This window comes from Micromonospora okii (assembly GCF_020884795.1).
Taxonomy (GTDB): domain Bacteria; phylum Actinomycetota; class Actinomycetes; order Mycobacteriales; family Micromonosporaceae; genus Micromonospora; species Micromonospora okii.
On sequence record NZ_BBZF01000019.1, the window covers coordinates 88,334 to 109,672 of the forward strand.

The window sequence follows — 21,339 nt, forward strand, 5'->3', positions numbered from 1 at the left end:
CCCCTTTCCAGTGCCGAACGTCCCGCGTTCACCTGCGATGTTGAGTCAATCATCCAACGGCAGGAGCATAGGGCCACCACACGTCCAGGAGGTCCCGCCGTGACGACCACACCCCAGGCGGTCCGCAGGGCATCCCCGCGCACCCGCCCAGCGGCCAAGAAGGCCGCCAAGGCCGCGAAGGCCCCCGCACCCGAGCCGGCCACCGACCCGTCGGCCGTTCTGCTGCCGCAGGCCGAGCCGGTGCGGCTGATCGAGGCCGACGGCACCCCGTTGCCCGCCCGCGCCGACTACCCCGAGCCGCCCGTCGAGGCGCTGCGCGAGCTGTACCGCCGGATGGTCGTCGGCCGCCGGTTCGACACCCAGGCCACCGCCCTGACCAAGCAGGGCCGGCTCGCCGTCTACCCGTCCTCCCGGGGTCAGGAGGCGTGCCAGGTCGGCGGCGTGCTCGCCGTCCGCGACACCGACTGGGTCTTCCCGACCTACCGCGAGTCGATGGCGCTGGTCTCCCGGGGCATCGACCCGGTCGAGGTGCTCACCCTGCTGCGCGGCGACTGGCACTGCGGGTACGACCCGACCGCCGTGCACACCGCGCCCCAGTGCACCCCCCTGGCCACCCAGTGCGTGCACGCCGCCGGCCTGGCCTACGGCGAGACCCACCAGGGCCGCGACACCGTGGCGCTGGTGTACATCGGCGACGGCGCCACCAGCGAGGGCGACTTCCACGAGGGCGTCAACTTCGCCGCCGTGTTCAAGGCCCCCGTCGTCTACTTCGTGCAGAACAACAAGTACGCCATCAGCGTGCCGCTGTCCCGGCAGACCGCCGCCCCGTCGCTGGCGTACAAGGGCGTCGGCTACGGGGTGCCCAGCGAGCAGGTCGACGGCAACGACCCGGTGGCCGTGCTCGCCGTGCTGACCCGCGCGGTCGCGCACGCCCGCGCGGGCCACGGCCCGTTCCTGGTGGAGGCGCACACCTACCGCATGGAGCCGCACACCAACGCCGACGACGCCACCCGCTACCGCGACGGCGCCGAGGTCGACACCTGGCGCGACCGCGACCCGATCGCCCGGCTGGAGGCGTACCTGCGCGCCCGGGGCGCCCTCGACGACGCCGCCGTCGCCGCGGTCGCCGAGGAGGCCGAGGCGTACGCCGCCGACCTGCGGCAGCGGATGAACGCCCAGCCCGAGGTGCACCCGCTGAGCCTCTTCGACCACGTCTACGCCGAGCCGACCCCGCAACTGGTCGAGCAGCGCGAGATGGTCCGCGCCGAGCTGGCCGCCGCCGCCGAGGAGGACGGGCACTGATGGGCGCCACCACCATGGCGAAGGCGCTCAACGCGGCGCTCGCCGACGCGCTGGCCGACGACGACCGGGTGCTCGTCTTCGGCGAGGACGTCGGCAGGCTCGGCGGCGTCTTCCGGATCACCGACGGGCTCCAGGCCCGCTTCGGCGACAAGCGCTGCTTCGACACCCCGCTCGCCGAGGCCGGCATCGTCGGCTTCGCCGTCGGCCTGGCCATGTCCGGGCTGCGGCCGGTCGTGGAGATGCAGTTCGACGCGTTCGCCTACCCGGCGTTCGAGCAGATCGCCTCGCACGTGGCGAAGCTGCGCAACCGCACCCGGGGGGCGCTGAGCGTCCCCATGGTGATCCGGGTGCCGTACGCCGGGGGCATCGGCGGGGTCGAGCACCACTGCGACTCGTCGGAGGCGTACTACGCCCACACCCCGGGCCTGAAGGTCGTCACCCCGGCGACCGTCGCCGACGCGTACTCGCTGCTGCGGGAGGCGATCGCCGACCCCGACCCGGTCGTGTTCATGGAGCCGAAGAAGCTCTACTTCTCCAGCGCCGAGGCCGACCTGCCGGCGCGCACCGAGCCGTTCGGCCGGGCCGTCGTGCGCCGCCCCGGCCGCGACGCCACCCTGGTCGCGTACGGGCCGGCGGTGCCGGTCGCCCTGGAGGCCGCCGAGGCCGCCCGGGACGAGGGCTGGGACCTGGAGGTCGTGGACGTGCGCACGATCGTCCCGTTCGACGACGCCACGGTCGCCGCCTCCGTGCGCCGCACCGGCCGGTGCGTGGTGATCTCCGAGGCACAGGGCTTCGCAGGGGTCGGCGCGGAGATCGCCGCCCGGGTGCAGGAGCGCTGCTTCCACGCCCTGCACGCCCCCGTGCTGCGGGTGTCGGGCCTGGACATCCCGTACCCGGCGCCGATGCTGGAGCACACCCACCTGCCCGGCGTGGACCGGGTGCTCGACACGGTGGCCCGGCTCCAGTGGGACGACCAGCCCGACCCGCGCTGGGTGGCGGCATGAGCACCGCCACGGGCACCCTCGACTTCCTCCTGCCCGACCTCGGCGAGGGGCTGACCGAGGCGGAGATCGTGCAGTGGCGGGTCGCCGTGGGCGACACCGTCACCGTGGACCAGAGCGTGGTCGAGGTGGAGACCGCCAAGGCCGTCGTGGACGTGCCCTGCCCGTACGCCGGCCGGGTCGTCGCCCTGCACGGCGCGGCGGGCGAGACGCGGCCCGTGGGCCAGCCGCTGATCACCATCGCGCCGCTCGACGGCGCGGGAGAGGCGGCCGGGCCCGCCCGCGCGGGCGAGCCCGCCGGGCACGCCACCTACCGGGAGGAGGAGCGGGCCGGCTCCGGCAACGTCCTCATCGGGTACGGCACCGGACACGGCGCGACGGGCCGGCGGCGACGCCGCCCCCGCCTCGCGCTCGCCCCCGACCCTGCCCCCACCGCCACCCCGGCCCCGGCGGTCGTCGCCCCGCTCCCCGTCCCCGCATCGGCTCGCGCATCCGCTCCCGCACCCGGCGCGGCGCTGGTGATCTCGCCGATCGTGCGGCGGCTGGCCCGCGAGCACGGCATCGACCCGGCGACCCTGCGCGGCACCGGCCCGGGCGGGGTGGTCCGCCGCGCCGACGTCGAGGCGGCCCTGGCCGCCGCGCCGGCCCCGGCGCCTTCGGCCGCCCCGCCCCCCGGGCTCTCGGCCGCCCCGCCGGCCCCCACCCGGCTCGCCCCGGTCCCGGGCCGCCCCGAGTCCGCCGACCCCGCCGGTGGGGACCTGGTCATCCCGCTCACCGGCATCCGCAAGGTGATCGCCGACAAGCTCTCCCGCAGCCGGCGGGAGATCCCCGAGGTGACCATCTGGGTCGACGCCGACGCCACCGCCCTGGTGGAGACCCGCCGGGCGATCAACGCCGCCACCCCCGACGAGCCGGTGAGCATCCTGGCCCTGCTGGCCCGGATCTGTCTCAGCGGGTTGCGCCGGTTCCCGCAGCTCAACGCGCACGTCGACACCGAGGGGCAGCGGATCACGCAGTCGGCCGGCGTGCACCTGGGCATCGCGGCGCAGACCGACCGGGGCCTGGTCGTCCCGGTGCTGCGCGACGCCCAGCGCCTCACCACCCGGGAGCTGGCCGCCGCGCTCGCCGAGACCACGGCGGCGGCCCGGGCGGGCACCCTGCCGCCGGCCCGCCTCACGGGCGGCACCTTCACCCTCAACAACTACGGGGTGTTCGGCGTCGACGGCTCCACCCCGATCATCAACCACCCGGAGGCGGCGCTGCTCGGGGTGGGGCGGATCGTGGACAAGCCGTGGGTCGTCGACGGGCAACTCGCCGTGCGCAAGGTGACCCAGCTCAGCCTCACCTTCGACCACCGCGTCTGCGACGGCGGCGTGGCCGGCGGCTTCCTCCGGCACGTCGCCGACTGCGTCGAGCAGCCCGCCCTGCTGGTCGCCAACGTGTGACCCACCCCGACCCGGCCCGCCGGGCCCGGGACAGGCCGGCAGATCCTGGTAGTTTCCGGCCCCGATGGGGGCCGTTCCTTACCAAGGTCTGCCGGCCTCCCAGTTGGCGAGACGGAAGTCTCTGGAGGTGGGCAGCGCCGGGACCGTCACGGGGGCGTCGACGTACCGAAACGGTTAATCAGGGACACGTGCTGAGAAATGGTGCAGGCCCGCCAGCCGGGCCGATTGGTGTGCCATTGAATTGCGCGAAAAAGAGCCCGAAGCGGTCGTAAGGCCGGGCCGGACCGTGCGGGGACCAAGAATTACCGAAATGGCGTGTCCGGGGCCGGCGATTGCCGAATGGCGCGTCCGGGACGGTCCCCGCGCCGCTCGTTTTCCGCCGCCGGGGCCGGGAAACCGGCGTGGGCGACGGCCGTCCGGCCGTCCCGCCCGAGGGGGAGAGTCGGATGCCGTTCCAGGGGTTGCCCGCCGCCGTCCGTGACCGCCGCCCGCCCGTGGCCGGGGCGCCGCTGCACTGCGACGCCACCGACTACGGCCTGCGCGGTGACGGGGTGACCAACGACCAGCCGGCGCTGGCCGCGCTCGTGGACCGGCTCGGCGACGGGTACGCCGCCGACGGCCGGGCCCGGGTCATCTACTGCCCGCCCGGCATCTACTCGATCCGGGACGCGGGCACGGTCTGGCGCAGCGGGGTGTCCCTCGTCGGGGCCGGGCCGGGCGCGACCCGGTTCCTGCTCAGCAACGAGGGGAACCGGGCCGACCCGACGCCGCTGGCCTTCTGGACGACCGTCCAGCACGGCGCTGACCGGGGCCGGCACATCGCCGACTGCACGTTCGCCGACTTCGAGATCGACGGCTCCGGGGTGGCCATGGCCGAGTACAGCTACCTGGCCAAGGGCCTCGGCCTCCAGTACGTGGTGCGCGGCGTCTTCCGCAACCTCTACATCCACCACACCGCGGCGACCGGCCTGGGCTGCGACTTCCTCCAGGACAGTCTGATCGAGGGGGTGGTGGTGGTCGGCTGCGGCCGGATGGACAACGGCCAGGAGATGGGCGGGGCCGGAATCGGCGTCGGCATCGGCGGCTGGGGCAGCGTCGAGCGGCTGACCATCGCCAACTGCACCACCCTCGCCAACGGCACCAACGGCATCTTCCTGGAGTTGCAGAAGGACTACTGGACCCCGCCGCGCGGCTACCGGATCGTCGGCTGCCACAGTCAGGGCAACCGGTTCGGCATCTCCGACTGGGGAGCGGACGGGCTGGTCGTCTCCGCCTGCACCATGATCGGCAACCTGGAGGCCGGCTTCGACGTCTCCGGCGAGGGCACCTCCGGCGTGGCGGGCCGGGGCGGCCTGCTGGCCGACTGCGTCATCGACGGCAACGTCCGCGACGGCATCAGCATGGGCAACACCCCCGGCCCGTACACGGTCCGGGGCAACCGGATCAGCGGGAACGGGGCCTACGGCTACCACGAGCACGACCTCGGGCACGGCTACCAGGGCGCGGCGACGGACGTCGTCGTCGACGGCAACGACTTCTGGGGCAACGGTCTCGACGCGATCCGGATCGACCGCCCGATGACCGACGCGGTGCTGACCGGCAACCGCATCCGCAACAACGGCCGGCAGTGCGCGGAGGCGTTCGTCGGGGGCGGCGAGTCCGTCCGCTACAGCGACCGGTCGCTGGTCGACCGGGGGGCGAACTGGCCGCACGACGGGCACCGGGGCAAGGTGCTCCGGGTCGGCAAGCGGGTCGCGCTGGTCGCCGCCAACGACGGCACCGGCCTCACCCTCGCCCCGGTGCGCCCGGACGCCTTCACGGCGTGGAGCGGGGACACCCCGCTGCCCGGCTGCCGCTACGAGCTGCCGGCGGCGCCGGAGTGCCGGGCCGGCATCACGATCAACGCGGCGGTCGACTCGGCCACCGTCCGGGGCAACCGGATCTGGGACAACCACACCGAACGGACCCAGACCCACGGGCTGTGGATCACCGAGCGGGGCAGTTGCGTCGCCTGCCGGGTGGAGGACAACGACCTGGCCGGCAACGCCGTGGCCGCCACCCGCCTGGACACGCCGCCCGTGGGCGGCCGGTGGGAACGCAACCACGGCGACCAGGACTGGGACTGAAAGACGGGCCGGGTCGCAGGGGGCGAACCGGGCGTCCGCCGGTGGACGGTGCCGATCGTGACGCCGGGGAAACCGCGCGCGGGGCGACGATTTTCGTCCCGGTTCCACCGAAACTGTGGCAACCCCTCGACGCCTTTTCCGAAAACTGCGACGGAGCTGCTTCGGGGCCGTACAGAATGTGGCCAAAGGGGAGTGGAAAAGGGGTGCGGAATATGGACGTGAGGCGGCGATTCGCGCTGTTGGCGGCAACCGTCGCAGCCACACCACTGGCCCTCGGCGGATGCACCGCCGAGCGTGAGAAGGTCGCCGGGTCGGCCGAGCGGGCGGCGCCGCCGCCGACGGTCGACGTGACGCCCGTCGACCGGACCCGGGAGGTCCCGATCAGCGCCGAGATCGGCACCAGGGTCAGCCACGGCCGGGTCACCGCCGTCCGGCTCACCGACGACAGCGGCAGGCAGCTCGGGGGCGAGCCACGGGAGGACGGGTCGAGCTGGGTGCCCGACGCGCCCCTGGCCGGCGGGAAGACGTACACCGCCGAGGTGACCGTCACCGGGGACCGGGGGCGCACCGCCTCCCAGAAGACGACCTTCACGACCGCGCGGAAGTCGACCAAGCCGGCGATCACCAGCACGCTGTACTTCGCGGGGAACCGGACCTACGGCACCGCGATGCCCGTGACGGTCGCCTTCGAGCCGGCGGTGCCGAAGGAGGCCCGGGCGGCGGTGCAGAAGCGGCTGTTCGTCAGGACGGACCCGCCGCAGCCGGGCACCTGGTCGTGGCTGGAGGACGGCAGCCAGGTGTACTACCGGGCACCCGACCACTGGCGGCCGGGCACCACGATCAGCGTCCGGGCGGCCCTGGAGGGGCTGCCGATCGGCAAGGAGCTCGTGGGCGACGCCGAGCGGAAGGCCACCTCGAAGATCGGCCGGCAGGTCTCCCTCGACATCGACAACGCCACCAAGCAGATCTCGGTCTTCCGCGACGGGAAGCTGGTGCGGCGGATCCCGACCAGCCTCGGCAAGCCGAGCACGCCCAGCTCCAGCGGCAAGATGGTGATCATGGAGAAGCACGACCGGACGACCTTCGACACCCGGGGCGAGCCTGACGGGGGGTACGTGATCGACGTCGACGACGCCCAGCGCCTCACCTGGGGCGGGGAGTTCATCCACTCGGCGCCCTGGTCCGAGGGCGACCAGGGCAACACCAACGTCTCGCACGGCTGCGCCAACGTCTCGGCCAGCGCGGCGGACTGGCTGATGGGGATCACCCAGGTCGGCGACCTGGTGACCGTCAAGGGGACCGAGGTGCCGCTGCAGGCCGGCAACGGCTGGACGGCCTGGAACGTGAGCTGGGAGGAGTTCGCCGCGGGCAGCGCCCTGCCCGTACCGGCCAATCTGCGGCCCAGCCCGCAGGCGGCGCCGCACCCGGGGGCGGTGGCCGGCGGCGGTTCGCCGGCACCGGCGCCCTCGGTCAGCGGCGGCTGAGCGCCGGGAGGCGACCGAGAAACCGGGAGGAACGACCGAGGGGCCGGCCCGTCACCGCACGGTGGCGGGCCGGCCGCGTCCCTCCCGGGTACGTCCCCCGCCGCCGCTGCGGGCACGTCGACGCGGGACGAAGCGGGCACCCGGGCGGCGGGCGGGGGTGTGGGCGGGGGTGTGGGGGTCGCTCCTGCTCAGGGTTGACCCGTACCGCCTCGGGGTCCGACCCGGGGTGTACCCGGAGTCACCCCCGGGCAGGGCGGAATTGTCGGTGGGTGGGGCTAGATTCGGGGCATGCAGCAGCGCGACGACCGGTTCCACGTGCGCACCAGCGTGAGTGACGACGTGGTGGAGATGCGGGCGACCGGCGAGGTCGACATCGCCACGGTCGGCGTGCTCCGCTCCGCGCTCTGGGCCGCGCCGCCCCGGCCGCTGCTGCGGCTCGACATCTCCGAGGTGCGGCTGCTCTCCGCCGCCGGGGTGCGGGCGCTGGTCGCGGCCCACCGCCGGGTCCGCGCCCGGGGCGGCGTGCTGGTGCTCGTCGATCCGGCCCCGATGGTCGCCCGGGTGCTGCGGGTCACCGGCCTGGACCGCATCATCCCCGTCCGGGAGGGTGCCGCCCTCGCGGTCGCCCCGGCCCGCCCCGCCCCGGGGCCCGCCGAGGCGGTGACGCTGGCACCGGAGCGGGTCGCCGCGTCCGGGCCGCTCGCCGCCGCCCTGGGGTCACTGACGCCGCTGTCCGAGTCGTCCCCCGCGCGGCTGCCGCAGCCGTGCGACGAGCCGACGCTGGCCTGCGTCTGACGGCCGGGTCACGCCCGCGCGGGGCCGCCGGCCGGTGCCGACGCCCCCGCCACGTCCAGCGTCAGCGCACGCCGAGCAGGTCGACGACGAAGATCAGGGTCTCGCCCGGCTTGATGAGACCGCCCGCGCCCTGGTTGCCGTACCCGAGGTGCGGCGGGATGGTGAGCTTGCGCCGGCCGCCCACGCGCATGCCGACCACGCCCCGGTCCCAGCCGGTGATGACCCGGCCGGCACCGAGCGGGAACTCGAACGGCTCGCCCCGGTTCCAGGACGAGTCGAACTCGCCGCCCGTCGAGTGGGCCACGCCGACGTAGTGCACGCTGGCCCGCTGGCCGACCTGGGCCTCCGGCCCGTCGCCGACGGTGATGTCCTCGATGACGAGATCGGCGGGCGGCGCGCCCTCGATCGGGCCGATGTCGGGCTTGTCCATGCCGTACGCCTCCTGCTCGTGCGTCCACTGCGGTCGCCGTCGATCCTGCCGGATCGTGAACCGCCGATGCCCAGCGGTCCCCGGGCGCGGGTCCCGCCGGCCTCCCACACGCGACGGCGGGCGTCACCGCGAGGGTGACGCCCGCCGGGAGCGGTGCCTGTCGTCACCGCAGCCAGGGGAACCGCCGCACGACCGTCAGCCGCTTCCAGGCCCGCCCGAGGCCGAGGGTGTCGCCGGCGCTGGTCAGGGCCAGGACCGCCAGCACCGCGGCGTAGATGAGGTGGTCGTCCATGAAGGGGTTGTTCTCGGGGGGCAGGACGGCCGTCCACATCATCACCAGCAGCAGGCCACCGGCGACGGCGGCGACCCGGACGCCGATGCCGAGCAGCAGGGCCATGCCGATCGCGGCCAGGCCGATCATGAACAGCCAGTCCGCCCAGGCGGCGCCGGCGATCCCGCTGTAGAGGCCCTTGAACGGGCCGGCGGCGCCGAAGGCCAGGAAGCCCTTGGTGGGGCTGCCGCCGTTGATCCAGGCGCTCTTCGCCGCCGTCTCGTGGCCGAGGCCGAACAGCTTGTCGAGGAAGGCCCAGAGGAACGTCCAGCCGAGGGCGATCCGGATGCCGGCGAGCAGATAACGGGTGGCCCGCTCCCGGGTGGTCTCGGCCGCCGGAGCGATGGTGCTGGCGGTGGTCCGCTCAGTCGTCGCGGTCATGGTGTCCACGTCCTTTCTGCCTCGCACCGCACTTCCCGGTGGCATATTCAGCAAAACATGATCACCGGCATGGCCGTCAGGGCCGCACGGTCCGGTCAGGACCGGGACCTTCGACCCGTTCCACCCGGTCCGGTGGACCGTGCCGACCCGGCCGACGGCCCCTGCCGGCCGCGCCCGGGCGCTCGTAGCGTCGGTGGCGACGGACCGGTGAGGGAGGTCGTGATGAGGACCTGGCAGGTGGGCGACGTGATGACCACGGACGTCGCCACGGTGGGGGAGGAGACCCCGTACCGGGAGATCGTGGACGTGCTCGTGCGCCGGGGGATCAGCGCCGTGCCGGTGGTCGACGGGTTCCGTCGGGTGCTGGGCGTGGTCTCGGAGGCGGACCTGCTGCACAAGGTCGAGCGGGCCGGGAATCCGGAGGAGCGGCGGGTCTTCGAGGGGCGGCGCCGGCGGATCGGCCGGGAGAAGGCCGACGCCCTCATCGCCCGGGACCTGATGACCGCGCCGGCCGTGACGACCTGCCCGCAGGCGTCCCTGTCGGCCGCGGCGCGGCAGATGGACCGGGAGGCGGTCAAGCGGCTGCCCGTCCTGGACGACCTCGGCCGGCTCGCCGGCATCGTCACCCGGGGCGACCTGCTCCGCGTGCACCTGCGCAGCGACGCCGACATCCGCGAGGAGGTCGTGCGCGAGGTGCTGCGCGGCGTGCTGTCCGTGCGGGACGGGCTGGTGACCGTGCGGGTGCGCGACGGCGAGGTCACCCTGGACGGTCGGCTGGACCGGCGCAGCGCGGTCGAGCTGGCCGGCCGGCTGGCCGCGCAGGTCGGCGGCGTCGTGCGGGTCGTCAACACCATCGGGTACGACGTCGACGACAGCCTGCTCGTGGAGCTGGACGCCGGGCGGGCCACGCCGGTGGCCTGACCGCCCCGGGCGGCCGGCCGGGCGGCGTCACCACTGCCCGGCCGGCACCTCGGCCGTCTCGGGGGCCAGTCGGGCCACGGGCACGCCCTCCTGGGCGGCCCACCCGACGGCGTGCCGGACGTCGCCCACGGGCAGCGGCCGGCGGGTGGTGACGGTGACCGCCGCGTGCACCGCGAAGGACACGAAGGGGTACGACTGGGCGAGGCCGCCCACGGCCTCGTGGACCTGTCCGGCCACCGCCACGGCCTGTTCCTCGGTCAGCGCGGGCAGGATCAGCAGGTACTCCTGCTCCGACAGGCGCACCGCCCGGTCGACCGGGCGCAGCGACGCGGTGACCGCCCCGATCACCGCCTGCGTCTCCCGGGCCACGCTGCGCCGCCCGAAGCGCTCGGGCGCGCCCGCCGGCTCGTCCACCCGGACCCCGATCAACGCCACCGGCAGCGTGCCCGAGGCGGTGACGCCGTCCGCGCCGGACCAGCGGCGCATTCCCGCCTCGTCCAGCAGCGGTACGCCGCCGCCCTCGGACGCGCCGCCCCGGTCGGCGGCGCCCTGGCCCGCCGCCCAGCGGGCCCGCGCCGCCCGCTCGGCGCGGGAGAACATCACGCGCAGCGCGGCCTCGCCGCGCGGCTCACCGGGCGTCGCCGGCAGGTCGCGGACCCGGGCCAGCGTCTCGTCCACGGCGGCGCGGGCCGGCGCGGGCAGCCGGTCGGCGAGCTGGTCGCGCAGCCGCACGACCTCGTGCAGCGCCTCGTCCCGGCGGAACCCCCACCGCCCGTCGAAGAGCCGGCCGGACTCCAGCGTGGCCGCCGGCTCCACCTCCGCCCGGTCGTGGGCGACGAGGGCCGCGCCGAAGCGGGGCGTCAGCGCGACCACGCTCCACTCCCGGGCCAGGTCCTCGGCCTCGTCCAGGACCACCCCGTACGCCCCGACGGGAAGCGCCTCGGGGCGCTGCCCGACCACCGCCACCACGGTCGCCGCGGCGCACTCGGCGATCCGCTCGTACACCGCCCGCTCGCGCTCCAGGTAGGGCATCCGCTGGAACAGCGCGACCACCACGAGGGGCCCGTCCTCGGCGACGGCCAGGGCGGCGCTCTCGATGGCGTGGGAGACAGCGACGAGGCTGCGCTTGGTCAGAAGTTCCGGAGCCCGTCCACTGTGCAACACCCGCTGAGCCTAGAGAATCGGGTCCACCGTCCCCTCCGCCGGCCCCGGCTCCCGTGGGGCTCCCGAGGCCGGCGGCGGCGGCGCGATTCGGGCGTACCGGCGGGAGGGCCGCCATGATCGACGGCCTAGACTCGGGCCGTCGGCGGCGCGACGGACGGAACGGGCGGATGACGAGCAGCGGTACTGACGACGGCTCCCTGCTGCGCCCCGTGGCGGCGTCGACCGGGCGCGGTCCGGTCCTCGTCCGCGCCGGCCAGGTCGTGTACGCGGGCCGGCGGCTCGGCGAGCTGCTGCACGGCCGCCCGCCCGGCGTCACCGGGCACCAGTGGAGCTCGGCGGCCCGGGAGGGCTTCGACCACGTGGTGTGCGCCGGCGACACCGGCCGCCCGCTGTTCGCCGTCGGGATCGGCCCGCCCGCGCCGGCCAACTCCGCGGCCCAGCGCGCCGAGCGGATGGCGAACGCGGTCTGCGCGGCGGCCGGCCTGCCGGTGCTGCGGATCGTCTCGCCCACCCTGCGCGCCGCCGACCACGGTCGGCGGATCGTCGAGTACGTCATCGACGCGCGCGGGTACGCCGACGCCGTCGGCCCGGAGCCGGAGCACCCCGAGGCGGGGGAGGCGACGCCCGTGGCGTTCCGGGACATCGTCGGGCGGCTACCCGACGGGCGCAGCGGCCACGTCAACGACCTCGGCGCCCTGGCCCGGGCGGCGGCCGTCGAGGCGTACGTGGCGCGGCGGCTGGTCGACCCGATCGTCCGTGGCCTGCACGTGCGCTGGGCGGACGGCCCGGCCGAGGGCTGGAGCTGGGTCGAGGTGCTTCCCGGCCACTGCCTCGTGGAGCGGGTCGAGGTCTTCCCGCACCGCTTCTCCTGTGGGGTGGACGCGGCCCGGTTCGCCGAGGACCTGGCCGCCGTGGCGGTGGGCGAGCGGCTGCGCGGCCCCGACGACGCGCCGCCGGGCCTGGTGCCCCGGGAACGGCTCGACGGCGACATCCGTAACCTGCGCGAGCGGCGCGCCGAGATGCGCGACGGCTTTGGCTTCGACCACCTCTGCGCCGACTGAGCGGGGCCGGGCGCACCGTTCCGCCGAGCCGGATTCTCCTTACCCGCGCTGCGGCCCAATGCGCCGCCCCGCCGTTTTCCCGATCACCGGTGAACCCTCGCCGCCGCGCAACCGTGGCCGGGTGTGAATGGTCACAGATCTCCGGCCCCGGCGTCGGGCGGGCCGGCCCGCGATGCGGAAAGGGCATCGCCGGGCGTCGACGCGCCACCCGGCCGGTCGAAGTGATCCCCGCCGAGGCGGTCAACCGGAATCGATCAGCGCGGCGGGGTCGCGAGTGGGGGCATCGGATCGCGCGGAAGAGCAATTCGGCCCGCCGCCGCTCGGGGGCGCGTCGGTGCCGGCGGTAACGGGCGCGGTGTCGACCGCATGCGGTTGTCGACACGCGTGCGTTGCGTCCGGTGTCGCCGCCGGAACTGCGTGGGGCGGGTGCCGGCTTCGTGCCGCGACGGGTCGACCGCGGTCCGGCCCGACGGGTCGACGGCGAGGTCAACCGCCGAAAAGTGCCCGGGATCCGCCGGAAAGTGCCCGGGGTCACGCCGAGGCCGGCGCGACCCCGGTGCGGTCGGGTCGTGAGTGGGCGGACCGCTCAGCGATTCTTGTAGGCCTCGACGACCGACACCGGGATGCGCCCACGGTCGGAAATCTCGTAGCCGTTCTTGCTCGCCCATTCCCGGATGGCCCGGTTCTGCTCGCGGTCCATTCCCGAGACCGAACCCCGACCGGGGCGACGGACGGCCCGGGGAGCCTCCACCGGCCCCCTGCCGATACGCCGGCCGGCGTTGATGTAGGGGTCGAGTGCCTTGCGCAGGGTGCCGGCGTTCTCGTCCGACACATCGATGGTGTACGCCACGCCGTCCAGGCTGAACTCGACGGTCCGATCCGCCTTCCCGCCGTCGAGGTCATCAGTCAGAACGGTGATTACTTTCCGGGCCATCGTCAATTACTCCTCGTGTGGGGCGGGGTGTGCTAAGAGTTTGACGTATCGCCGGGCAAATCCGCAAGAATATGCCCCGTTTGCATTCGGCGCGTCGACTTACGCGCGTCGGAATCCCGCTCGACCGGTGGAAATTGCCAGGCCGGGTCAGTCGGCGAGCAGACCGGCGTGCCCGGCCAGGGCGGCGGCCTCGGTGCGGCTGGAGACCCGCAGCCGGCGCAGCAGCGCCGCGGTCATCCGCTTCACGGTCCGCTCGGAGACGTGCAGCTCCTCGGCGATCTCGACCGTGCTCTGTCCGGCCGCGATCAGTTGCAGCAGCCGCCGCTCCTCCGTGTCCAGCCCGCTCGGGGGCCGGCGGGTGGGCGTCAGCAGGCCGCGCAGCAGGGGCCCCGGCAGCACGGCCCACCCGTCGAGGATCGCCAGCAACGGCGGCAGCAACTCCTCGGGCTCGCTGCTCTTGGGCAGGAGACCCTCCGCGCCGGCGCGCAGCGCCTCCAGCGCCGGAGCCGGGTCGTCGGAGCCGGACATGGCGACCACCCGCACCCGTGGGGCGATCCGCCGGATCGCGGCCACCGCGCGGATGCCGCCGGGCGGGGGCATGTGCAGGTCGACCAGGGCGAGGTCGGGTTGGCAGCGGCTGACCAGCCCGGCCGCCCCGGACGCGTCCGCGGTCGAGCCGACCACCGCGGCCCGCCCCCGCGTGGTGGCCGGCAGCAGCAACTCCAGGCCGCGGACGAAGAGGGGATGGTCGTCCACGACCGCGAGCCGCAGGGTCGGGGGCTCGGACATGCCTGTTTTCTTCCCGAGCGGGTAAGGATCATGCGCCTGTGTGCCGGTATCAGGCGATAAGCGAGGGGAGTCTGGGGGATGCGCGTTCGGGGCGGGTTTCGCACCCGGTGGCCTGCTGGAGAACGCCCCGCTGTCGTTGGAGGACGCCGCCGGGGCCAACCCGATGGTCGGGGCGATCTACGGCGGGTCCAACCCGGCGCACTTCATCCACGGCGGCGGCGGCGCCCTGGCGGTGGACAGCAGCGGCGTGCCGTGGAACGGCAACTTCATCACCGCCAGCGGCAACCTGATGGCCGACTTCCAGCTCAACGTGACGGCGGAGGCGCAGGGCCGGTTGCAGGTGTCCCGGCTGTTCGGCATGACCGACGACCCGGGTGTCAAGCAGATGCTCCGCTTCCTGCTGGCCCGCGACACCATGCACCAGAACATGTGGCTGGCCGCGATCGAGCAGTTGAAGGAGGACGGCCTGGAGGAGATGCCGGTGCCGGACGCCTTCCCGGACTCCAAGGAGTTCGCCGAGTTCAGCTACACGTACCTGGACTTCTCGCCCGGGGACGACGCGGCGCAGGGGCGGTGGGCGTCCGGGCCGAGCCCGGACGGCAAGGGCGAGTTCCGCTACGACAACAGCCCCCGCGCGCACGCCCCCGAGCCGGTGCTGCCCCCGGGCGACCCGCGCCTGTACGGCACCAACCCCGGCATGGCCGGGGGCATGGTCAACAAGGTCAAGAGCAAGCTCACCTGACACCGTGGCGCCGGGCCGTCCGCGCGTCGTGGGCGGCCCGGCCGTGTCGCACCCGAGGGAGGTGTGCCGTGACCGAGTTGGTACTGCGTCCGCTGGCGGACGCCTTCATGCAGGTGGGTGTCTACGTCGCCGTCATGGTGGCCCTGTTCGGCTGGCTGCGCTGGCGCTACGGCGACCGGGTCACCGACGGGCTGACCAACCGGCCGAGGCTCGGCCCGCTGGTCGGGGCGCTGCTCGGGGTGAGCCCGGGCTGCGGCGGGGCCATCGTGCTGATGCCGCTGTACGCCCGGGGGAAGGTCTCCTTCGGCACCGTCGTCGCCGCGCTGGCCGCCACCATGGGCGACTCGTCGTGGGTGGTGATCGCCGCCGATCCCGCCTTCGCCCTGCGCCTGCACCTGCTGCTGTTCGCCGTCGGCCTGGTCACCGGGTACGTCGTGGACGCCCTCGGCATCGACCCGGCCCGGGCGGGCGCGGTGCCCCACGCCACCGCCGGCCCGTCGACCGCCCCGGCGCTGCCCGTCCCCGTGCCGGCCGCCGAGCGCCGGTGGCTGGCCCGGCTGGGCCGCCGGAGCCCGGCGACCGCCTTCTGGGGGCTGACCACGCCGGCCTTCCTGGTCTCGGTGCCGGTGGTGTTCCAGCTCGTCGACCCGGCGGCGCTGGCGAGGCCGCTCGGCGGGGTCGACCCGTACCTCGCGCTGGGGGTGCTCGGCACGCTCGTCGCCGGGCTGATCTTCGCCGCCGGTCGGGGGCGGCTGGCCGACGACAGCCTGGAGACCGCCCACTGCCGGTCGATGCGCGACACGCTGCGGCACAGCGCGCACGAGGCGTCCTTCGTGACCGTCTGGGTGGCCGTCGCGTACGTCGCCTGGGCGGTGTTCAGCGCCACCACCGGCTTCGACGGCTCGCAGATCGCCCTGGCCGGGATCGCCGGGGTGCTGGTCGGCGCGGGGATCGGCCTGATCCCCGGGTGCGCCGTCCAGATCGTCTTCACCGGCCTGTTCATCAGCGGCGGGCTGCCGCTGTCGACCCTGGTCGCCAACGCGGTCAGCCAGGACGGCGACGCGCTGATCCCGCTGGCGGCGCTGCGCCGCCGGTCGGCCGCCCTGGCCACCGTCATCACCACGGTCCCCGCCGCGGCCGTCGGCGCGGCCGTGCTCGTCCTGCACGGCTGACGCCCCGACGCGAGGAGGCAAGGATGTCGCACCACCCGAGCCCGGTGCCGCTGGGGCGTACCCGGGTCAAGCTGGCGGTCTTCGCCGCCCTCGCGGTCGTGGCCGCCGTCGCCGGCCTGCCGGCCCCCACCGTGGCCGCACTGGCGCTGACCAGCCTGGCGATCCCGCTCGCCGTCGCCCTGGCCGGCGGCGGGGGCCTGCTGCGGGCCCTCGTCCGGCCCGGGCGACGGCCCCCGGGCCGGACGGGCCGGGCCGGTGGCCGGCCGCCCGCGCCGACGGGCGTCAGGGACGGTCGCGGTCCCGGCGTACGGTCGTCCTGCGGCCCTTGATCGTGCTGCCGCGCAGCCCGGCGATCACCTCGTCGGCCACCGCGCTGGGCACCTCGACCAGCGAGAACCGGTCGGCGATCTCGATCGAGCCGATGTCCCGGCCGTTGATCCCGGTCTCCCCGGTGATCGCGCCCACCAGGTCCTGCGGGCGCACCCCGGCGCGCCGGCCCAGCCCGATGAAGACCTGCGTGGTCCCCGCCGAGCGGGGACGGCCGCCCGGCCGGCGGTCGCCGCCGCGCCCCTCGTACCCGGGGCGGGCCTCCCGCTGCGGGCGGACCGCCACCTGCGGGATCTCCTCCTCCCCGTCGTCGGCGGAGCCGGGCAGGGTCGCCTCGTGGGCCAGCTTCACCGCCGCGAGGGCGACCTCCATCAGGTCGAACTCGTCGGAGAGCGACTCCACGATCACCCGGAACGGGTCCAGGTCGTCCTCCAGCAGGCTCTCCCGCAGCGCCGCCTGGGTCAGCTCCAGCCGGCGGGTGCGCAGGTCCGCCACCGTGGGGATCTTGTCGATGGCGATCCGCTGCCCGGTGACCCGCTCGATGGTCTTGAGCATTCGGTGCTCGCGCGGCTCGGCGAGGGTGATCGCCACCCCCTCGCGCCCGGCCCGGCCCACCCGGCCGATGCGGTGCACGTACGACTCGGGGGCCGACGGGACGTCGTAGTTGACCACGTGGGTGAGCTGCTCGACGTCCAGGCCCCGGGCCGCCACGTCGGTGGCGACCAGCAGGTCGGCGGTGCCGGCGCGCAGCCGCCCCATCACCCGGTCCCGCTGCTCCTGGCTCATCCCGCCGTGCAACGCCTCGGCCCGGTACCCCCGGCCGTTCATCGTCTCGGTGAGCCGGTCCACCTCCTCCCGGCTGCGGCAGAAGACGATCGCCGCCGTCGGGGACTCCACGTCCAGCACCCGGCCCAGCGCCGCCGGCTTGTGCGCCCGCGCGACGATGTACGCGCTCTGCCGCACCCGGGGCGTCTCGCCGGCCACCGGCTGCTCCCGGCCGATCTGGATGCGCACCGGGTCGCTCAGGTGCTGCCGGGCCATGCCGTCGATGCGCGAGGGCATCGTCGCCGAGAACAGCACGGTCTGCCGCTGCGCCGGGGCGTGCTCCAGGATCGCCTCGATGTCCTCGGCGAAGCCCATGTCGAGCATCTCGTCGGCCTCGTCGAGCACGACCGTGGCCAGCTCGCCCAGGCGCAGGGTGCCCCGGGCGATGTGGTCCAGGGCCCGGCCCGGGGTGGCCACCACCACGTCCACGCCCAGGTCCAGGGCGCGCAACTGCCGGCCGATCGGCTGGCCGCCGTAGATCGGCAGCACCCGGGCGCCCAGGTCCTTGCCGTACCGGTGGAACGCCTCGGAGACCTGCACCGCCAGCTCCCGCGTCGGCACCAGCACCAACGCCACCGGGTCGCCGCCGGTCCGGCCCTCGGGCATCCGCTGCAACAGCGGCAGCGCGAACGCGGCCGTCTTGCCCGTACCGGTGGCCGCCTGACCCAGCAGGTCCCGGCCGGCCAGCAGGGGAGGGATGGCCTCCCGCTGGATCGGGGTCGGCTCCTCGTAGCCGAGGGCGGACAGGGCGTTGAGCAGTTCGGCGCGCAGCCCGAGGTCGGTGAAGGCGCTGGCCTCGTCCTCGGCGCCGGGAAGCTGCGAATCTGGTGTCGGTGCGGAACTCATGCCACAAGCCTTTCATCACCCCGGCGGGCGCGTTTCGGCGACCGGCACACCCGCCCCGGCGACCCCGCGCGCGGGGCGGCACCGGCGAGCGTTTGCCGTCCGCCGCGCCCACCGGAGGTCGGGACGCCGGATTGTTCTGGCCTGGCGTCATGTGCCAAAGGGCCGGGGCGCGGGCGGGTATCTGCGTCGGGCCCGGCGGCTCCTGAAGTCGTGACCTGGCCGACCCGCACGTCCCGGGTCGGCCACCGCCCGTCGATGGGAGACACGTCGTCATGGCAATCCTGGGAACCCGCGCCCGCCGCGCGGCGCTGACCCTGCTCGCCGGCACGGCCCTGGCCGGCCTGCTGGGCGCCACCGCCACCGCCGCCCCGCCACAGGCGGAGCCGGACCGGATCATGACCGTCACCGACATCTACATCAGGGACGTCGTCGCCGACCTCGGGTACCAGCCGCACATGGGCACCCCGCTCTGGAACAGCTCCGACATCAAGGTCTGCCCGACCGCCGTGGAGTGCGCCACCAGCCAGTGGCCGGTCGTCGGCATGACGAACTACGTCTTCGTCAAGCTGCGCAACCCCGGGCCGTACGGCTCGGGCACCGACACCGGCATCCTGCGGCTCCTCCGCACCACCCCGGGCGGCGGAAGGACCTGGCCGTTGGACTGGACCCAGATTGCCGCACAGACCGTGACCGTCCCCCCGGGCGTGACGACGGTCGTCATCCCGTGGGGTGCCGTCCCCGGGCCCGGTCACTTCTCCATCCTGGCCCGCTGGGAGTCGCCGAACGACCCGATCGTCTTCGAGGGCCCGGACATCTCCATCAACACCCAGTACAACAACAACATCGCCTGGAAGGACCTGTTGTCCGTCTGACCGTAGGCGGCGACGAAATCATTCGTCCTCGCGCACGGGAACTCGTAGTGTCGGCCGGCGTGGGCGACGACGAGCGGGAACTGGTCCGGCGGGGGTACGACGCCCTGTCGTACCACTACCGCCGCGACGACGCCGACGACGGCCGGTACGGCCCCTGGCTGGCCGAGCTGCACCAGCGCCTGCCGGCCGGCGCCGCCGTCCTCGACCTCGGCTGCGGTTGCGGCGTGCCGGTCGCCCGCTTCCTCGCCCGCGCCGGTCACCGCGTCACCGGCGTCGACATCAGCGACGTGCAGGTCGCGCGGGCCCGCCGGTTGGTGCCCGACGGCACCTTCCTGCGCGCCGACGCCGCCACGCTCGACCTGCCGCCGGCCTCGTTCGACGCGGTCGTCTGCCTCTACGCCCTCATCCACCTGCCTTTGGCCGACCAGCCCGGCCTCGTCGACCGGATCGCCACCTGGCTGCGCCCCGGCGGTTGGCTGCTGGCGACCGTCGGCCACGACGCCTGGACCGGCACGCAGGACAACTGGCTCGGCGGCCCGGCCACCATGTGGTGGAGTCAGGCGGACGCCGCCACCTACCGGCTCTGGCTGGAGCGGGCGGGGCTGGCGACGACCGCCGAGCAGTTCGTGCCGGAGGGGAGCAGCGGGCACACCCTCGTGTGGTCGCGGCGGCCACCGGGCTGACGGCCCGACCGGGTCAGCCCAGGCTGACCCAGTCGGTGGCCACCGCGTACCCGTCCGCGCGGGCGGAGAGCCGGACCGGGCCCGCCGGGGGCGCGCCCAGCGAGAAGAAGCCCACCTCGTCGACCGGCGACTCGTCGTACGGGCCGGCGGTCGTCCGGGCGGTGACCCGCCCGCCCCGGGGCGGGGAGAGCTGGCCGACGATGCCGGCCTCGGTCACCTCGATCTCCAGCACCACCTGGCCGCTGCGGAACGACAGCGTCCGCGCCGGCCCGCCCGAGCGGGTCAGGCCGGCGGGCTCGGCGTCGCACGCCGAGTCGAAGGTCAGCTCGGCGACGGCCAACTCGGCGTCCACCGTCCGCCAGGCGAACGCCGCCCGGGCGGCGGTCAGGAACTCCTCCGGCACCGGCCCGGCGTCCCACAGCGCCGCGCCCAGCTCCACCGTCAGGGCGTCGTCATCGGCCGGCGGCCACAGCGCCATCGCGTTCACCCCCGTTCGTCTCGACGCCGCGGCGGGCCCCGAGGAACGGGGCGAGCGCCGGGCAGTTGCGCAGCCTGTGCAGGCAGCGGGCCTGGGTCGGGCCGATGCTGCCCAGCGGCATGCCCAGCCGCTCGCCGACCTCACGGTAGCTGACCGGCGGGTCGGCCGTCAGCAGCGCCAGCAGCTCCTGGCAGCGCGGCGGGAGCTGGGCGAACCCCTCCCGCAGCGCCTGCCGTCGCTCTGCCCGCAGCAGCGCCTCGTCCGGCGCGCCCGCCTCGGCCGGCAGCCCGTGGCGGGCGTCGAGCGTGTCGTCGTACGGGTCGACCGGCCGGCTGCGGCGGTCCAGCCGGGACAGCCGGTAGCACTCCCGCCGGGTCGTGGTGGCCAGCCAGGCGGCCAGCGCCTCCGGGTCGCGTATCTGGTCCAGCCGCTCCACCAGGCGCAGCCAGACGGTCTGGTTGACGTCGGCGGCGTCGGCGCGGCTCATCCCGTGGGCCCGGATCACGGCCGCCACCAGCGGGGCGTAGCGGCGCACCAGCTCGGCCCACGCCGACTCGTCCCCGGCCCCGGCTGCGGCGACCAGGGCCGTGGCGCTCCGGTCGGTCATCGGCGCGCCGCCGCGCAGCGACCCGTCGCGTCGCTCACGGGACCAGCACGCCGTAGTCGGCGTGCCACCGGGGCGCGGCGAGCAGGGCCAGCCGCGCCCCGTCGGCGCTGAGGCCGCCGGCGGTCATCATGGCGGCGAGCCGGCCGGAGACGTGGGCGGTGGCGAACGAGCTGCCCGCCCAGGAGGCGAAGCCGTGGAAGACCCGGGTCGGCCGCGCCGGCAGCGGAAGCTGACCCACGACGTACGTGCTGTCGCGCTCGCCGACGGCGCACGCGTCGACCCACGCGCCGTAGCCGCTGTACGGCGCCGGCACCACCGCCGTGCCGGAGCGGCTCACGGCGGCCACGCCCAGCACCCGGCCCAGGGCGGCCGGCCACACGGGCCGGCTGGTTCCGGCGTTGCCGGCGGCGGCCACCACCGCGATCTGTGCGGGCAGCGCGGCCACGGCGTTGACCAGGGGCAGCGGGGGCAGGTCGTCCTGGGTGAAGCCGCCCAGGGAGAGGTTGACGACCGACACCTGCGGGCTGAGCCGGCCGATCGCCGCCACCACGCTCGCCTCGTCGCCCACGCCGGTCGGGTTGAGCGCCTGCTCCGGGTCGACGTGTACGCCCGGTGCGGCCTGC

22 protein-coding genes are annotated in these 21,339 nt (G+C 75.0%); 13 read left to right on the forward strand and 9 right to left on the reverse strand.

Features of this window, described 5'->3' with window-relative positions:
• Window positions 1–99 precede the first annotated feature (99 nt).
• The 6 genes from pdhA to LPU43_RS17380 all read left to right on the forward strand — a co-directional run bounded on the left by pdhA (window position 100) and on the right by LPU43_RS17380 (window position 8,153).
• The gene (pdhA, locus tag LPU43_RS17355) at window positions 100–1,302 is read left to right on the forward strand and encodes a pyruvate dehydrogenase (acetyl-transferring) E1 component subunit alpha (RefSeq protein WP_229401494.1); all 1,203 of its coding nucleotides are present in this window, start codon (window positions 100–102) and stop codon (window positions 1,300–1,302) included.
• The gene (locus tag LPU43_RS17360) at window positions 1,302–2,306 is read left to right on the forward strand and encodes an alpha-ketoacid dehydrogenase subunit beta (protein ID WP_229401495.1); all 1,005 of its coding nucleotides are present in this window, start codon (window positions 1,302–1,304) and stop codon (window positions 2,304–2,306) included. The genes pdhA and LPU43_RS17360 overlap by 1 nt, the downstream gene beginning before the upstream one ends.
• Window positions 2,291–3,748: a dihydrolipoamide acetyltransferase family protein gene (locus tag LPU43_RS17365; RefSeq protein ID WP_373321745.1), complete on the forward strand. Its 1,458-nt coding sequence runs from the start codon at window positions 2,291–2,293 to the stop codon at window positions 3,746–3,748. Before LPU43_RS17360 ends, LPU43_RS17365 begins: the two co-directional genes overlap by 16 nt.
• A 446-nt stretch (window positions 3,749–4,194) precedes the next feature.
• Window positions 4,195–5,874, forward strand: coding sequence for a right-handed parallel beta-helix repeat-containing protein (locus LPU43_RS17370; RefSeq protein WP_229401497.1), 1,680 nt, complete (start codon window positions 4,195–4,197; stop codon window positions 5,872–5,874).
• Between the two features lie 212 nt (window positions 5,875–6,086).
• Complete coding sequence (locus LPU43_RS17375) at window positions 6,087–7,358, forward strand: L,D-transpeptidase (RefSeq protein ID WP_229401498.1); 1,272 nt, start codon at window positions 6,087–6,089, stop codon at window positions 7,356–7,358.
• Window positions 7,359–7,646: 288 nt separating this feature from the next.
• The gene (locus tag LPU43_RS17380) at window positions 7,647–8,153 is read left to right on the forward strand and encodes an STAS domain-containing protein (protein ID WP_229401499.1); all 507 of its coding nucleotides are present in this window, start codon (window positions 7,647–7,649) and stop codon (window positions 8,151–8,153) included.
• 61 nt (window positions 8,154–8,214) lie between these two features.
• Here the strand turns inward: LPU43_RS17380 and LPU43_RS17385 are convergent, their stop codons facing one another.
• Entirely contained in the window at window positions 8,215–8,583 is a 369-nt protein-coding gene (locus LPU43_RS17385) for an FKBP-type peptidyl-prolyl cis-trans isomerase (RefSeq protein WP_229401500.1), read from the reverse strand.
• A 163-nt stretch (window positions 8,584–8,746) separates the two neighbouring features.
• Window positions 8,747–9,295, reverse strand: a complete 549-nt coding sequence (locus tag LPU43_RS17390) for a hypothetical protein (protein WP_373321738.1) — start codon at window positions 9,293–9,295, stop codon at window positions 8,747–8,749.
• A 222-nt stretch (window positions 9,296–9,517) separates the two neighbouring features.
• Between LPU43_RS17390 and LPU43_RS17395 the strand changes: the two genes are divergently transcribed.
• A complete protein-coding gene (locus LPU43_RS17395) occupies window positions 9,518–10,216 on the forward strand; it encodes a CBS domain-containing protein (RefSeq protein WP_229401501.1) in 699 nt (232 codons plus the stop codon).
• A 27-nt stretch (window positions 10,217–10,243) separates the two neighbouring features.
• On the opposite strand, the gene LPU43_RS17400 is transcribed toward LPU43_RS17395, so the two are convergent.
• Window positions 10,244–11,380: a DICT sensory domain-containing protein gene (locus LPU43_RS17400; protein ID WP_229401502.1), complete on the reverse strand. Its 1,137-nt coding sequence runs from the start codon at window positions 11,378–11,380 to the stop codon at window positions 10,244–10,246.
• Between the two features lie 167 nt (window positions 11,381–11,547).
• Here LPU43_RS17400 and LPU43_RS17405 point away from each other — a divergent pair, with 167 nt between their 5' ends.
• Window positions 11,548–12,441, forward strand: coding sequence for a PDDEXK family nuclease (locus tag LPU43_RS17405; protein WP_229401503.1), 894 nt, complete (start codon window positions 11,548–11,550; stop codon window positions 12,439–12,441).
• A 586-nt stretch (window positions 12,442–13,027) separates the two neighbouring features.
• Here LPU43_RS17405 and LPU43_RS17410 read toward each other — a convergent pair.
• Window positions 13,028–13,375: a histone-like nucleoid-structuring protein Lsr2 gene (locus LPU43_RS17410; protein WP_229401504.1), complete on the reverse strand. Its 348-nt coding sequence runs from the start codon at window positions 13,373–13,375 to the stop codon at window positions 13,028–13,030.
• A gap of 147 nt (window positions 13,376–13,522) precedes the next feature.
• Window positions 13,523–14,164 (reverse strand): response regulator transcription factor, encoded by a 642-nt coding sequence (locus LPU43_RS17415; RefSeq protein ID WP_229401505.1) that lies wholly within the window; start codon window positions 14,162–14,164, stop codon window positions 13,523–13,525.
• Window positions 14,165–14,204: 40 nt separating this feature from the next.
• Here LPU43_RS17415 and LPU43_RS17420 point away from each other — a divergent pair, with 40 nt between their 5' ends.
• The 3 genes from LPU43_RS17420 (at window position 14,205) to LPU43_RS17430 (ending at window position 16,407) form a co-directional block, all read left to right on the forward strand.
• Window positions 14,205–14,906 carry a manganese catalase family protein gene (locus LPU43_RS17420; RefSeq protein WP_229401506.1) on the forward strand — a complete coding sequence of 234 codons (702 nt, stop codon included), beginning with the start codon at window positions 14,205–14,207 and terminating at the stop codon, window positions 14,904–14,906.
• Window positions 14,907–14,974: 68 nt separating this feature from the next.
• Window positions 14,975–16,078, forward strand: coding sequence for a putative manganese transporter (locus LPU43_RS17425; protein WP_229401507.1), 1,104 nt, complete (start codon window positions 14,975–14,977; stop codon window positions 16,076–16,078).
• Between the two features lie 23 nt (window positions 16,079–16,101).
• Window positions 16,102–16,407, forward strand: coding sequence for a hypothetical protein (locus tag LPU43_RS17430; protein ID WP_229401508.1), 306 nt, complete (start codon window positions 16,102–16,104; stop codon window positions 16,405–16,407).
• On the opposite strand, the gene LPU43_RS17435 is transcribed toward LPU43_RS17430, so the two are convergent.
• Window positions 16,361–18,076 (reverse strand): DEAD/DEAH box helicase, encoded by a 1,716-nt coding sequence (locus LPU43_RS17435; RefSeq protein WP_229401509.1) that lies wholly within the window; start codon window positions 18,074–18,076, stop codon window positions 16,361–16,363. The two genes, LPU43_RS17430 and LPU43_RS17435, sit on opposite strands and share 47 nt — an antisense overlap.
• Before the next feature lie 272 nt (window positions 18,077–18,348).
• Here LPU43_RS17435 and LPU43_RS17440 point away from each other — a divergent pair, with 272 nt between their 5' ends.
• Window positions 18,349–18,948: a hypothetical protein gene (locus LPU43_RS17440; protein ID WP_229401510.1), complete on the forward strand. Its 600-nt coding sequence runs from the start codon at window positions 18,349–18,351 to the stop codon at window positions 18,946–18,948.
• Between the two features lie 59 nt (window positions 18,949–19,007).
• Window positions 19,008–19,631: a class I SAM-dependent methyltransferase gene (locus LPU43_RS17445; RefSeq protein WP_229401511.1), complete on the forward strand. Its 624-nt coding sequence runs from the start codon at window positions 19,008–19,010 to the stop codon at window positions 19,629–19,631.
• A 13-nt stretch (window positions 19,632–19,644) separates the two neighbouring features.
• Here the strand turns inward: LPU43_RS17445 and LPU43_RS17450 are convergent, their stop codons facing one another.
• The 3 genes from LPU43_RS17450 to LPU43_RS17460 all read right to left on the reverse strand — a co-directional run.
• Window positions 19,645–20,109 carry a hypothetical protein gene (locus LPU43_RS17450; RefSeq protein WP_229401512.1) on the reverse strand — a complete coding sequence of 155 codons (465 nt, stop codon included), beginning with the start codon at window positions 20,107–20,109 and terminating at the stop codon, window positions 19,645–19,647.
• The gene (locus LPU43_RS17455) at window positions 20,084–20,716 is read right to left on the reverse strand and encodes an RNA polymerase sigma factor (RefSeq protein WP_229401513.1); all 633 of its coding nucleotides are present in this window, start codon (window positions 20,714–20,716) and stop codon (window positions 20,084–20,086) included. Before LPU43_RS17455 ends, LPU43_RS17450 begins: the two co-directional genes overlap by 26 nt.
• A gap of 34 nt (window positions 20,717–20,750) precedes the next feature.
• Window positions 20,751–21,339 (reverse strand): S8 family serine peptidase (locus LPU43_RS17460; RefSeq protein ID WP_229401514.1); only part of this gene is annotated, 589 nt, incomplete at its 5' end.